We start from the raw sequence: 13041 nt of genomic DNA on the forward strand, positions 1-13041 counted from the left end.
TGCGCACGGCTCTCAGACCTCGGGGCGCAGCATCGGCGGGTTGAGAAGAGTGGCCCCACCTGCCCGGAAGAGCTGTGCGGGACGCCCTCCCTGACGGGTCGTGGTGCCGCCGGCCGGGACCAGGAAGCCGGGCGTGCCGGTCACCTTGCGGTGGAAGTTGCGCGGGTCGAGGGACACGCCCCAGACCGCCTCGTAGACGCGCCGCAGCTCTCCGACCGTGAACTCCGGCGGGCAGAAGGCCGTGGCCAGGGAGGAGTACTCGATCTTGGAGCGGGCGCGCTCCACCCCGTCCGCGAGGATCCGGGCGTGGTCGAACGCGAGCGCCTCCGGCCCTCCGTCCTCGGCCGCGGCGGCCACGGCGGCCTCGTCCTTGCCGAGGATCTCCTCGACCGGGGCCCAGCGGGCGCTGTTCGCGTCGCCGCCGGCGCGCGGCGCGGGAAGGTCCGGCGCGAGCGCCAGGTGCGCGACGCTCACCACCCGCATGCGCGGGTCGCGGTCGGGCGCCCCGTACGTCGCCAGTTGCTCCAGGTGCGCGCCGTTGCTCGGTACGGGCGGCGGGGAGGCCGGGTCGTACGCACAGAGGCCGGTCTCCTCGACCAGCTCGCGGGCCGCCGCGGCCCCGAGGTCCTCCTCCGCCCGTACGAAACCGCCGGGAAGCGCCCAACGCCCCTGGTACGGCGACTCTCCTCGCCGTACGACCAGGGTGCAGAGTGCGTGGCGCCGCACGGTGAGCACGACCAGATCGACGGTCACGGCGAAGGGAGGAAAGGCCGACGGGTCGTAGGGAGGCATGCCGCGATCATAGTCGTCTTCCTGACGATAAACACGCCCCGCGGAAGCATCGACCGCGACTTCCTCACCGCGCCGCGAGGCTTCCCGCGTCTCTGTGCCCGGCATCCCGTCACACCCCCAGTTGAAGGCCCTCGGCGGCCTCCTCGACCATACCGAGACCCAGCCTGCTCACCCGCGCCGCGAAGGGCTCGCCGGCGACCACGAGCCCCGACAGACTGATCGCGCCGAGCGGGGCCGAGGCCACCGGGTGCACCGAGACGGACCTGCCCGGCACATCGGGCCTGACGCCCACGAGGGCGAGAAGCGCCTGAATCGCCCCGGCGGCCGCGACGGCCGCCGGCCGGCACGCCGCAGGGTGCGGCACCGGGCGCCCACCCGCCGTCCGCTGCTCCCCGGCGTACATCTCCGGGAGCCGATGGGTGAAGGCCTCCGCGGCGTCGAGCAGCCCTCGAAGGAGGGAGGCTGCCTCCTTCTCGTGACCGGCGGCGGCGAGGCCCGTCACGGCGACCGCCGTCTCGTGCACCCGGACCGCTCCGGCCCGGTGACCGAAGGGGTTGTGGCCCGGCTCCTTCGTCCCGAGACTCCGCAATCCCCAGCCGGAGTCGAGCGCCGGGGTACCGAGCAGCCTGGCCACCTGTTCCGTCTCCGTCCTGTCCAGGAGGCCCGGTGCGTACCGCCCGCCGCCGAGCAGCCCGGTGTCGAGCAGGTGCGCGGCCCAACCTCCCAGATGGGGCCAGGTCCGCCCGTCGGATGTGCGGGCGACGGCAGGGCGGCCGCCCGCCGGATCGTCGAGCCAGAACTCACGCCGGAACCGCTCGCGCAGCGTCCGCGCCAGGTCGCGCAGGGCGTCTCCCCCTGGCCTCCCGCAGCCGTCGAGGAGGTCGGCACCGAGCAGCGCGGCGCGGTGGGCGTGTGCCTGGGTCTCGGCCCGCCAAGGCCCGGCGGGGCCCGGGTCCGGCACGAACCCGCCGCGACCGGTCGTACGCCGGAGCCAGTCGAGGCAGCGCTCCGCCACGGGGAGCAGCTCCTCCAGGTCGGTGGCCGGGAGCCCCCAGCGGCGGGCCTCGGCGAGCACGGCCGGGAAGGCGAGGGTGGCCTCGATGCCCGTGCAGCGGGGCGGCAGGTGCGGGCCCGCGTCCCTGAGGGCTCCCTGGAGGCGGCCGGCCTCCGCTCCGCCGCCGGAGAGTTGGGTGCGTCCGAGGGCGCGCAGGGTGGTGGCGGCGAGCCGGGTGCCGAGGGGCAGGGCCATGCGGGCCGCCCAGAGCGCCTCGGAGGTGACCGGTCCGCAGCGCCAGGGGACGCCGGCGGCGAGGTACACGTCCGCGGGGTGAGCCGGGTCGCGCTGGAGCAGGGACCGCAGGTCCTCGACGGATGTGCGGAGCAGTTCTCCCGGCCTCGGGTCGTCGCCCTCGGCGCGGACCTCGGCGAGGAGGTGGCCGCCGGGCCGTCCGGAGCCCACACCGGTGGAGGCGGCGGGTCGGGCGGCGGACTCCCCTCGTAGGCGCAGCCGGATCGTGAACGTGCCTCGGGGCGCCAGCTCGGCTTCCCAGCGCAGCACTCCCGCCGCCGCCAGGGAGTCCGTGGGCGGCGGGTCCGCCGTGACGGCGACGGACCGGCCGTCGCCGCCGGTCCACCGCAGTCCGGTGCCGTGGACGGTCGCGGCGAGTTCGGGGCCGGTTCTCCCGGACGCCACCGTGCCCAGGTCCGCGAGATCCGTGCCCAGAGCGACTTCCACGGGGAGCCGGAGGGGCCGGGCCGCCGCGCTGCGCAGGGTGATCCGCTCGGCTCCGTCGGCGCTCCGCGTGCGTTCGACGGTGAGGGCGGGGTCGGGCCCGGCGTCGCCGGGGACCCGTAGGGCGCCGAGGAACGCCGCCCGGTCCGAGGCCTCCATGCGTCCCTGGAGCGGGACGGGTTCCTGCCCTGCGACCCGCAGGACGCAGCGGGACAGAAGCCGTCGCCCCGCGTCGTACACCCCCTCGGCTCCTTCGCCGGTGAGCTGGCCGTGCTCGGCGCAGACGGCGAGGGCGGGCAGAGCCACGCAGAGGAGCGCACCGTGCACCGCGGGGAGTTCCGCGGGACGGGCCGCGCGCGGGAAGGCGATGCCGGCGCCGGACGTGTGTCCGGAGGCGTGTCCGAACGACTGGCCGGTGGGGTGACCGGGGGCCGGTACGGGGCTGGGAGCCATGGCGGGTACGGGGTGCTCTCTGTGCGAACCGGGCGGCCGGCGGGGTGTCGGCGGGACGGCTCGTGCGACTCCGCCAGAGAGGTGAACGCGCATGCGGGCGGCCGGGTCACGGTCGTCATCGGTCACTCCTGGAGCCGCGCTGCCCGCCGTGCCGTGGAATCCCGCTCCCCGGCCTCCCGCTCGCGGGCCCGCCGGGGCGGACTCCGGCCGCCGCCCGGCGCTCGCTCCCACCGGTCTGCCGACCCGGCTTCCTGAGGGTCAGCGGGGTGCCCGGCCTGCGCGTGGCCCTCATCCGGGTCCTCTTGGAGGGCGACGGAGTCTCCTGCTCCGCGGCGGCCCGGTCGTCCCGCTCGCTCCTCAGGCAGGAGCGGAGCGACTCGGGGTCGAGCCCCTCGTTGCAGGCCTGGTGCAGCAGACGGGCGAAGACGTACTCGGGGTCGGCGTCGAGTGCCAGCCCGAGGGCGACCCGGGCGGTGGGCTCGTCGCCCGTGGACCAGGCCGTCCAGCCCGCGAGGGTGAGGGGCGCGGCGGCGTGCTCCTGGTAGGGCGTGACACAGCGCCGGGCCAGGACGCGCCAGAGCCGCAGGGCGGCGGTCCCCTCCCAGCCCTCCATCCACTCCGCAGCGCGGTCCCGGGTGACCCGGTCCTGGAGGCCGAGGACCAGAGCCGCCGCCTCGTCGGCCGTGATCAGTGCGTCGTCGGCCGCGTCTTCCGCTGCCGCGGTCGTGGCGCCGGCGAACCGGGCCGGCACGACCGGCCGCACCGGGCGTGCCGTGCTCAGCGCACCCGCCGCACCGGCCTGGCTCCCCGGACCGTTCGGGATCTTCGGGCTGTTCGGGGGCTTCGGGTTCACGAATCGGCGGAGGATCTCGCGGGCGAGACGCAGCGTGGCTTCGCGCACCTCCTCCCGTCCCTGCCCTTCGGCGCCTTCGAGGATCCGGGGGACGAGCGAGGCGGCGGACGCGTCGAGAGCGGCCCGCTGCTCCTCGTCCCCGGGTCCCCCGCGCGGCTTCAGCCGGGCCTCCATGTCCCGCAGGGAGCCCCGTACCTGCACTCCGGCGTACGTCGCGGCCGCCGCCATCACCGAAGTGCCGCTGAGCGCGAGCGGGGTCCCGTCGGGCGGGCAGCAGCGCTGGTCCGGGCAGCAGTACGAGAAGTAGAGCCCGTCGGTGATGCAGAGTGCCTCGTAGACGGGGATGTCGAGCGCGCCGCAGGCGGTCCTCAGGCGCTGGGCGAAGGGCCGCAGTCGCTCCATGACCCTGCGGCCCGTCTCGCCGGGCGCGGGGTCCTGGCACAGGAAGACGACGATGCCGTCCGGCCGCGCGCCGGTCCGGGAGCCTCCCTCGACGAGGCACTCGGCCAGGTGATCGGCCGTGGACGCCCACTCCCGGGGCGAGCGGGGGATCCCGAGCCTGACCCGGCCCCCGAAGCGGCCGTGCTCGCCGTGAAGGGCGACCAGGACGACGGAGTCGGTGGGATGGAAGCCCAGCACGAAGGGCAGGGCGTCGGCCAGCTCCGCCGGGCCGCGCAGGGTGATCTGCTGGGTACGGGAAGGTCCACTGGATTCGTGGTGATTCGCGTTCATGGTCAGGACGGTCTCGTGATCTCCCGAAATCCGAAACCCCTGTGGATAACTCCTGGAACGCGGCATCCGAGTTGTCCACAGGTTCGGCGTCCGGTTCGCGCGATGTCCGAGGCATCGGGTTGCATGGGGGCATGACCCAAGCAGCTCCGCTGGAAGACCGCGCCGCCCTCCGAGCCGCCGCCGACGCCGTGCTCGCCCGTCTCGTCTCCGACCCGACGGGCAGGGCCAGACTGCGCGAGGACCAGTGGCGGGCCATCGAGGCCCTGGTCGCCGACCGGCGCCGGGCCCTGGTGGTGCAGCGGACGGGCTGGGGCAAGTCGGCCGTGTACTTCGTGGCGACCTCGCTGCTCCGCGAGCGCGGCAGCGGTCCCACCGTGATCGTCTCCCCCCTGCTCGCGCTGATGCGCAACCAGGTGGAGGCGGCGGCCCGTGCGGGCATCCGCGCGCGGACGATCAACTCGTCGAACACCGAGGAGTGGGAGACCGTCCAGGAGGAGGTGGCAGCCGGCGAGGTGGACGTGCTCCTGGTGAGTCCGGAACGGCTCAACAATCCCGACTTCCGCGACCAGGTGCTGCCCCGGCTGGCCGCGGCCACCGGACTGCTCGTGGTCGACGAGGCGCACTGCATCTCGGACTGGGGCCACGACTTCCGGCCGGACTACCGGCGGCTGCGGACCATGCTGGCGGACCTGCCCTCCGGTGTTCCGGTGCTGGCCACCACGGCGACGGCGAACGCTCGGGTGACGGCGGACGTCGCCGAGCAGCTCGGCACGGGCGCGGGCACGGACGCCCTGGTCCTGCGCGGGCCCCTCGACCGGGAGAGCCTGAGTCTGGGTGTGGTCAGACTTCCGGACGCCGCGCACCGGCTGGCCTGGCTCGCCGACCACCTCGGCGAGCTGCCCGGCTCCGGCATCATCTACACGCTGACGGTCGCCGCGGCCGACGAGGTCACCGCCTATCTGCGCCAGTGCGGGCACACGGTGTCCTCCTACACCGGGCGCACGGAGAACGCCGACCGGCAGCAGGCGGAGGACGACCTCCAGGCCAACCGGGTCAAGGCGCTCGTGGCGACCTCGGCCCTCGGCATGGGCTTCGACAAGCCGGACCTGGGCTTCGTGGTGCACCTCGGGTCGCCGTCCTCCCCCATCGCGTACTACCAGCAGGTCGGCCGGGCCGGGCGAGGGGTGGAGCACGCGGAGGTGCTGCTGTTGCCCGGTCAGGAGGACGAGGCCATCTGGCGCTACTTCGCCTCGGTGGCCTTTCCTCCCGAGGAGCAGGTGCGCCGCACGATCGACGTGCTCGCGCAGGCGGGCCGGCCCTTGTCCCTGCCCGCCCTCGAACCGCTGGTCGAGCTGCGCAGGACGCGGCTGGAGACCATGCTCAAGGTCCTGGACGTGGACGGCGCGGTGCACCGGGTGAAGGGCGGCTGGGAGAGCACCGGGCAGCCCTGGGTGTACGACACCGAGCGGTACGCCTGGGTGGCGCGCCAGCGGGCGGCCGAGCAGCAGGCGATGCGCGACTACGCGGCGACGACCGGGTGCCGGATGGAGTTCCTGCGGCGTCAGTTGGACGACGAGGAGGCCTCTCCGTGCGGTCGCTGCGACAACTGCGCGGGGTCCCGGTTCGACCCGAAGGTGTCCGACGCGGCGCTGGACGCGGCCAAGGGCGAGCTGGGGCGGCCCGGCGTGGAGGTCGAGCCGCGGAAGATGTGGCCCACCGGGCTCGCCGCGGTCGGGGTCGACCTGAAGGGCCGCATTCCGCTCGGGGAGCAGTCGTTCGCCGGCCGGGCCCTGGGGCGACTCTCGGACATCGGCTGGGGCAACCGACTGCGTCCGCTGCTTGCCGACGCAACGCCGGACGGGCCCGTTCCGGACGATGTCGTGCAGGCGGTGGTGCATGTGCTGGCGGACTGGGCCAAGGGGCCCGGCGGTTGGGCCTCCGGGGCGCCGGACGCTCCGGCCCGGCCCGCCGGCGTGGTCACGGTCGCCTCCCACCGCAAGCCGCGTCTGGTGGGTTCGCTCGGGCAGCGGATCGCCGAGATCGGCAGGATGCCGTTCCTCGGCATGGTGGAGTACGCGCCGGAGGCGGAGGACCTCCGTCTCTCGCGGACCAACAGCGCCCAGCGGGTCGTGGGTCTCCAGCGGACGCTGACGGTCCCTCCGGAGCTGGGCGAGCGGCTGGCCGGCGCGGGCGGGCCGATTCTGCTCGTGGACGATCTCTCCGACACCGGCTGGACGTTGGCGGTGGCGGCGCGGCTGCTGCGACGGGCGGGAGCGGAAGGCGTGTTTCCGCTGGTGCTCGCCGTCCAGGGGTGAAACAGGAGGGGAAACGGGGAGTGAACAATGGGCAACTGGGCAGGGATATGAGTGGCATACCGGCCCATTCCCGTCAGCAGACTCAATTGCTCGTTGCCGCCCGCGCACGGGCCAGCAAGAATTGGGAAACCGCCCCGCACGGCCCGTCAGCGGTCCGGAAGGACTGTGCCGTGGTGCGCCCTCACCCGACCTTGCCCGCCGCCGAGCGGGCGCGTATCCGAAGGGAGGACCGTGACCCTCGGATTCGCTCCGCCCACAGCCGCCTCGCTCAGATCGTCGTCCGAGTCCGCCAGCCGCCTCGCCCGGATACTCGCACCCTCCGAGTGGGCCGCGGCGGGAATCCCCTTGCTGGGCAACCCGCGTGAGGTCGTCAGCGGCCTCCACTCGCGCCACGCGCCCACGCCCAGGACGGCGGTACTCGCCGTCCTGGACCACGAGGAGCGGCTCACCGCGAGTGCCTCGTTCGTCCGTCGCCCCGTCGCGGCGGACGGCTGGGAGTTCCGCAACGCGCTGCTCGCACATCTGCGGCGGGTCATCCCGCACGACCTCCGCAGACGCGCGCCCGTGCGGACGGCGGTCCTGCTGTACTGCCGCGACGGCGACGAGCGCTGGACGGAGGAGGACGGGGCCTGGATGTGGGGGCTCCGGGACGCCTGCACGCTGCACGGGCTCCGCTGCGGCGCGTACATCACGCTGACCGGAGCGGGCTGGCAGGTGCTCGGTGAGGGCCGGGGAGGCCGTCGTCCGAGCTCCGACTCGCTGCCCCTGCCGTTGGGTGACGGGCCGTCCGAGCTCGGCCTGCTCACGCCGAGGACGGCGAGCGGCGCGACCGAACCCTTGCGCCGGGCCGCCGCACGCTGATCACGCCGGACCACGCCCAGCCGCCGCACGCTGACCGCACCGGACGATGCCGGGGAGCCGCACGCTGATCCACCAGGCGGCACAAGGCCACGGCGCGTCGATCACGCCAAACCGCGCCGGGCCGCCGGGCCGCTGGGCACAGGTCACCCCAGGCGACACCGGAGCTTCAGGGCATCGATCACGCCATGCGACGCCGGGCCGCCGGGCGCAGATCAGGCCAAGCGGCACCGAGCCTCAGGGCGCCGATCACGCGGCGCCGGGCCCCCGCCGGCCCCGGTGGGGGCCGGCGGAGGAGCTCGGTCGGTCAGACGCCTGCGCCGACTCCGAGGAGCGCCGTGATGCGCTGCGGGTCACCGCAGACGACGAGCAGCGCGCCCGCGCGGGCCATCGCCGACGGAAGGGCCCGAACGGCCGTCTCCTCGGCTCCGCCGTTGACGGCGACGATCACCACGGGGCGGCCGGCAGCCTGCTCCGCGGAGGCATCGGCGAAGAACACGTCCTCGCGGGTGTCCTGTTGGGCCCAGTAGGCGGCCTCACCGAAGGACAGCTCGTGAGCCGCCCACGGGTGCGGGTCGCCGGTGGTGAGCACCAGGATCTCGCCGGGGGCGCGTCCGCTCTCCAGGAGCAGGTCCAGGGCCTCCTCGGCGGCGTCGAGCGCGCCGTCGACCGGAGCCGGGATCAGCTGGAGCTGCGGGGTGGATCGCTGGTCGGAACGATTCTCCGGGCGCTCGGCCGGAGACTGCCCGGCACCGGGGTGCGGGGCCGGCGCGGCGGGCTTGGCCGGACCGGGGACGGGGCGTCCGGGACGCGGGGAGGCCGCTGAACGCGGGCCGGGTACGGGACGGGGGGTCGACGCGGGGCGGCCGGCGGCCGCGGTGGCGCGGGGACCCTGGGCGCTCTCGTGAATCTGAGGCTCCTCGGGGATGAGAGGCATGAATGGATGTCTATCAAACGCCGCTGCGCGGAGCACCGGCGGGTGGGCACACATGTGCACCCCGGCCGCGTGGACGCCCCTTGGACAGGGCTCCGTGACCGGAAGTTCAGAAGTCGAAGCCGAGTTGGCCCCCGCTTTCCAGCGCGGCCGCCTCGGCGGAGAGGCGGACCTTTTTGAGGTGGCGCCACTGGGGCAGCGCGTCCAGGTACGACCAGGAGAGACGGTGGTACGGGGTGGGCCCCAGCTCTTCGAGTGCCGCCTTGTGGACCGGCGAAGGGTAGCCCGCGTTGGCACCGAAGGCGTACGCGGCGTACTGGTCACCCTCGGCCTCCAGCTCCGTCATGAGGGCGTCGCGCCGGACCTTCGCGATGACGGAGGCAGCCGCGACGGCGACGCAGGACTGGTCGCCCTTGATCACCGTACGGACGCGCCAGGGGCTGCCGAGGTAGTCGTGCTTGCCGTCGAGGATCACCGCGTCGGGCCGTACGGGAAGGCCTTCGAGGGCGCGGACGGCCGCGAGTCGCAGCGCCGCGGTCATCCCGAGGTCGTCGATCTCCTGCGGGGAGGCGTCGCCGAGCGCGTACGCGGTGACCCAGCCTTCGAGCTCCGCGGCCAGCGCGTTCCGGCGCTTGGGGGTGAGCAGCTTCGAGTCGGTGAGCCCCTCGGGGGGCCGGCGCAGGCCGGTGACGGCCGCGCACACCGTGACGGGGCCGGCCCACGCTCCGCGTCCGACCTCGTCGACCCCGGCGACGATCTTGGCGCCGGTGGTGGCTCGGAGCGACCGCTCGACAGTGTGGGTGGGAGGTTCGTACGGCATGGCGCCAGACAGGTTACGCCGCCTGACGTCACCTGCGATACCCGGATTACCCGTGGGCGCCCGAAGGCCCGCTCCACCAGGCCCGGGATCCGGTCTCCAGCAGGCCCCGGAGCCCACCGCCACCCGGCCCCCGAAAGCCGCCGGCGCCTCGCCCCGGGGAGCAGCCGCCACCGCACCCGAAAAGCGCCCGGTCCGGCTCAGGCACGCACCAGAGGCACCATGATCCGGTCGACCAGGTCGGCGATCTCACTGTCCGGCCATTCGCTTCCGCACACTTTGGAGCGGTACATCATCATGGCGGGGATGACGTCGAGGACGAGGTCGTCGATCGCATCGTTCCGCACCTCTCCACGCGAGATTCCGCGGCGCAGCACGTCCCGGAAGAGGCGCTTCGAGGGCTGGGTCACGCCCGTCTCGATCAGCCCGTGGAAGCGCTCGGCGGCTTCGGTGTCGCATTCGTGAAGCACGGCGCGCAGGGCGAAGCCGGGCTTGGAGTACATCACGTCCCGGACCCGGCAGCACAGCTCGTACAGATCCTGACGCACGCGACCGGTGTCGGGAGCCTCGTCGATCGCAGGCAGTCCGGCCTGGAGCGCGTCCGCGACGAGGTCTTCCTTGGAGGACCATCGCCGGTACACCGCGGCTTTGCCCGTCTGTGCGCCGACCGCGACACCCTCCATCGTGAGACCGCTCCAGCCGACGCTGCTCAGCTGGTCGAGCGCGGCCTCCAGGATCGCCCGCTCGAGCACGGGTCCGCGGCGTCGCAGCGCCGCCCCCTCCGGCCGGGCGGCGGCCGTGGAGCGCGAAGTAACCATCAGGATCTCTCCGTTGACGCGATTCGATTCGTCGGCAGTTCTCAGTGAACGGTTGCGTTCACTGAGGGGGACTCACTACCGTGGTGAACAGTGAACGGGTGCGTTCACTAATTTTCCGTGGGGGGATCCATAGTGACAACTTCTCCGGTGGACACACAGGTCAAGGACGAGCCAGCTCGCGCCGAAGGTCGGCCGGGCATCGCCTTGACCGTCATCGCCGCCTGCCAGCTGATGGTCGTCCTCGACGCCACCATCGTGAACATCGCACTGCCGCACATCCAGGACGCGCTCTCCTTCTCGACCACCGACCTGTCGTGGGTGCTCAGCGCCTACACCCTCACCTTCGGCGGCTTGTTGCTCCTCGGCGGACGCGCCGGAGACATCCTGGGCCGCCGCCGGGTGTTCATGGCCGGCATCCTGCTCTTCACGTTCGCCTCGCTGCTCGGCGGCTTCGCCCAGGAGCCGTGGCAGCTGCTCGCGGCGCGCGCCCTGCAGGGCGTGGGCGGCGCGATCGCCTCGCCGACCTCACTCGCCCTGATCACCACGACGTTCCCCGAAGGACCGGAGCGGAACCGGGCGTTCGGTGTGTTCGCGGCGGTCTCGGCCGGCGGCGGCGCCATCGGCCTGCTCGCCGGCGGAGCGCTCACCCAGTGGCTCGACTGGCGCTGGGTCTTCTTCGTCAACGTGCCGATCGGCCTGCTGATCGCCTTCCTCACCCCGCGCTACATCGCGGAGTCGGAGCGCCACCCGGGCTGGTTCGACCTCGCGGGCGCCGCGACGTCGACGCTGGGGATGGCGGCGCTGGTCTACGGGTTCATCCGCGCGTCCAAGGAGGGCTGGAAGGACGAGCTGACCATCGGCTCGTTCGTCACCGCGGTGGTTCTGCTCGTGGCGTTCGCCGTGGTGGAGTCGCGGGCCAAGGAACCGATCACGCCACTGCGGATGTTCGCGGACCGCAACCGCTCGGGCACGTACGTCATCATGCTCAGCCTGTCGGCCGCCATGTTCGGCATGTTCTTCTTCATCGTGCTGTGGGTGCAGAACGTCCTGGGCTACAGCCCGGTGAAGTCCGGCCTCGCCTTCCTCCCCGTGACCGTCGCGATCGGCGTCGGGGCCGGGTTCGCCCAGCGGATGCTGCCGGTCCTCGGTCCCAAGCCGTTCATGGTGACCGGCGCGTCGCTCACCGGCGCGGGGCTCGCCTGGCTGACGTTCATCTCGTCGGACAGCAGTTACCTGGGCGGGGTACTCGGCCCGATGGTCGTGTTCGGCTGCGGCATGGGCCTCAACTTCGTGACGCTCACGCTCACGGCCGTCTCCGGAGTGGCCGAGCACGAGGCCGGCGCCGCCTCGGGTCTGCTCAACGCGACCCAGCAGGTCGGCGGCTCGCTCGGCCTCTCCATCCTGGTCACCGTCTTCGGCACGGCCGGCCGGAAGGAGAGCGAGAAGCAGCTGCCGGACTTCCTCGCGCACGCGACGCCCGAACAGAAGGCCGAGGCGTTGAAGGCGAAGGAACTGCCCGCGCCCTGGGGCCACGAGGTGCTGACCGCCGGCATCTCCTCGGCCTTCACGGCCGCCGTCGGCATGGTGCTGATCGCACTGGTGACGGCCGCCCTGGTGATCCGGGTCCGCAGGAGCGACCTGGAGGCGCTGAGCGGCCGGGCGGAGGCCGCGGGGCCGATGGCCTGATCCGGACGTCGGCGTCCCCTGAGTCCCGCGTGGGGCTCAGGGGACACGTCGGGGTCCGGGGGGGACGCCGCACCGGCAGGTTCAGGTTCCGCTCGGACCCGTGCCGTATGGCGCCCCCCGTACAGACATCACCCCGCGTCAGGCCCTCCCGTCCGGGACCCAGCCCGGAAGTTCCTCGGTCTGCCGCAGCCAGTCCTCCGGCGGCGCGCCGGCCGCGGTGGAGGCGACCACTCCGCCGGCGATGGCGCAGGTCGTGTCGACGTCTCCGCCCACCTGCGCGGTCGTCCAGAACACCCGCTCGAAGTCGCCGAGCCCGCGCGCGGCGGACCAGAGCGCGAAGGGGACCGTGTCGTGGGCGCTCGTCCGGCGGCCGCTGCCGAGGACCGCGGCGACGGTGTTCGCGTCGCCGTAGTCGAGCATGTCGCGGGCCCTGCGCAGACCCGCCCCGACCGCGCTGCGCGGCACCAGGGCGATCACCCCGTCGAGCAGCGACTCGGGTGTCGGCGGTCCGGCGGGGTCGGCGGCGATCGCCGCGGCGGCGGCGACGGCCATGGCGCCGACCACGGCCTCCCGGTGCTGGTGGGTCGTGTACGAGGAGATCTCGGCCTGGTGGGTCGCCTGCTCGGGGTCGTCGGCGTACCAGGCTCCCAGCGGGGCGATCCGCATCGCGGCGCCGTTGCCCCAGGAGCCCTGCCCCTTGAAGAGCGCGGCGGCGAGTTCCCGCCAGTCGCCACCCTCGCGGATGAGCCGGAGCATCCGGTTGACGGCCGGACCGTAGCCCCGGTCGAAGTCGTGGTGCTGGGCGAAGGAGAGGGCCAGGGCGTCCTGGTCGATCCGGTCGTGGTGGGCGAGGACGGCCAGGACGGAGCAGGCCATCTCGGTGTCGTCGGTCCACTGCCAGGGGCCGGCGGGCAGCTCGCGCCGCTTCAGCAGGGGATAGTTCGAGGGTACGAAGAACTGGGAGCCCAGGGCGTCTCCCACGGACAGCCCGCGCAGGCTGGCCAGGGCGCGTTCGAAGCGCCGGTCGGGTGAGGAGTCAGCGGTCATCGGT

The 13041-nt window shown here is 73.6% G+C and carries 10 protein-coding genes; 3 read left to right on the top strand and 7 right to left on the bottom strand.

From position 1 onward, the window contains the following. Positions 1 to 12 precede the first annotated feature (12 nt). The 3 genes from GGE06_RS30530 to GGE06_RS30540 form a co-directional block, all read right to left on the bottom strand. The gene (locus GGE06_RS30530) at positions 13 to 792 is read right to left on the bottom strand and encodes an NUDIX hydrolase (protein ID WP_116158442.1); all 780 of its coding nucleotides are present in this window, start codon (positions 790 to 792) and stop codon (positions 13 to 15) included. A 109-nt stretch (positions 793 to 901) separates the two neighbouring features. Further along, positions 902 to 2977, bottom strand: coding sequence for an amylo-alpha-1,6-glucosidase (locus GGE06_RS30535; RefSeq protein WP_184932345.1), 2076 nt, complete (start codon positions 2975 to 2977; stop codon positions 902 to 904). Positions 2978 to 3092: 115 nt separating this feature from the next. Beyond that, on the bottom strand, positions 3093 to 4562 hold the full coding sequence (locus GGE06_RS30540; RefSeq protein WP_116158444.1) for a DUF4192 domain-containing protein: 1470 nt from the start codon (positions 4560 to 4562) through the stop codon (positions 3093 to 3095). 131 nt (positions 4563 to 4693) lie between these two features. Here GGE06_RS30540 and GGE06_RS30545 point away from each other — a divergent pair, with 131 nt between their 5' ends. Both GGE06_RS30545 and GGE06_RS30550 read left to right on the top strand, forming a co-directional pair. After that, positions 4694 to 6877, top strand: a complete 2184-nt coding sequence (locus GGE06_RS30545) for a RecQ family ATP-dependent DNA helicase (RefSeq protein WP_184932346.1) — start codon at positions 4694 to 4696, stop codon at positions 6875 to 6877. 231 nt (positions 6878 to 7108) lie between these two features. Next, positions 7109 to 7738 carry a hypothetical protein gene (locus tag GGE06_RS30550; protein WP_116158446.1) on the top strand — a complete coding sequence of 210 codons (630 nt, stop codon included), beginning with the start codon at positions 7109 to 7111 and terminating at the stop codon, positions 7736 to 7738. 304 nt (positions 7739 to 8042) lie between these two features. Here the strand turns inward: GGE06_RS30550 and GGE06_RS30555 are convergent, their stop codons facing one another. The 3 genes from GGE06_RS30555 to GGE06_RS30565 all read right to left on the bottom strand — a co-directional run bounded on the left by GGE06_RS30555 (position 8043) and on the right by GGE06_RS30565 (position 10304). Next, a complete protein-coding gene (locus tag GGE06_RS30555) occupies positions 8043 to 8672 on the bottom strand; it encodes a hypothetical protein (protein WP_116158447.1) in 630 nt (209 codons plus the stop codon). 106 nt (positions 8673 to 8778) lie between these two features. Beyond that, a complete protein-coding gene (rnhB, locus tag GGE06_RS30560) occupies positions 8779 to 9489 on the bottom strand; it encodes a ribonuclease HII (RefSeq protein WP_184932347.1) in 711 nt (236 codons plus the stop codon). A gap of 197 nt (positions 9490 to 9686) precedes the next feature. Next, on the bottom strand, positions 9687 to 10304 hold the full coding sequence (locus GGE06_RS30565; RefSeq protein WP_116158449.1) for a TetR/AcrR family transcriptional regulator: 618 nt from the start codon (positions 10302 to 10304) through the stop codon (positions 9687 to 9689). A 132-nt stretch (positions 10305 to 10436) separates the two neighbouring features. Here GGE06_RS30565 and GGE06_RS30570 point away from each other — a divergent pair, with 132 nt between their 5' ends. Next, positions 10437 to 11990: an MFS transporter gene (locus tag GGE06_RS30570; RefSeq protein WP_376773603.1), complete on the top strand. Its 1554-nt coding sequence runs from the start codon at positions 10437 to 10439 to the stop codon at positions 11988 to 11990. 138 nt (positions 11991 to 12128) lie between these two features. Here the strand turns inward: GGE06_RS30570 and GGE06_RS30575 are convergent, their stop codons facing one another. After that, a complete protein-coding gene (locus tag GGE06_RS30575) occupies positions 12129 to 13037 on the bottom strand; it encodes an ADP-ribosylglycohydrolase family protein (RefSeq protein WP_184932349.1) in 909 nt (302 codons plus the stop codon). Positions 13038 to 13041: the final 4 nt, after the last annotated feature.

It is taken from the genome of Streptomyces nymphaeiformis (assembly GCF_014203895.1).
Taxonomy (GTDB): domain Bacteria; phylum Actinomycetota; class Actinomycetes; order Streptomycetales; family Streptomycetaceae; genus Streptomyces; species Streptomyces nymphaeiformis.

What these genes read in the sequence shown, in the direction of transcription:
- GGE06_RS30530 (WP_116158442.1), bottom strand. Translation starts at nt 792, where the DNA reads ATGCCTCCCTACGACCCGTCGGCCTTTCCTCCCTTCGCCGTGACCGTC.
- GGE06_RS30535 (WP_184932345.1), bottom strand. Translation starts at nt 2,977, where the DNA reads ATGGCTCCCAGCCCCGTACCGGCCCCCGGTCACCCCACCGGCCAGTCG.
- GGE06_RS30540 (WP_116158444.1), bottom strand. Translation starts at nt 4,562, where the DNA reads ATGAACGCGAATCACCACGAATCCAGTGGACCTTCCCGTACCCAGCAG.
- GGE06_RS30545 (WP_184932346.1), top strand. Translation starts at nt 4,694, where the DNA reads ATGACCCAAGCAGCTCCGCTGGAAGACCGCGCCGCCCTCCGAGCCGCC.
- GGE06_RS30555 (WP_116158447.1), bottom strand. Translation starts at nt 8,672, where the DNA reads ATGCCTCTCATCCCCGAGGAGCCTCAGATTCACGAGAGCGCCCAGGGT.
- rnhB (WP_184932347.1), bottom strand. Translation starts at nt 9,489, where the DNA reads ATGCCGTACGAACCTCCCACCCACACTGTCGAGCGGTCGCTCCGAGCC.
- GGE06_RS30565 (WP_116158449.1), bottom strand. Translation starts at nt 10,304, where the DNA reads ATGGTTACTTCGCGCTCCACGGCCGCCGCCCGGCCGGAGGGGGCGGCG.
- GGE06_RS30575 (WP_184932349.1), bottom strand. Translation starts at nt 13,037, where the DNA reads ATGACCGCTGACTCCTCACCCGACCGGCGCTTCGAACGCGCCCTGGCC.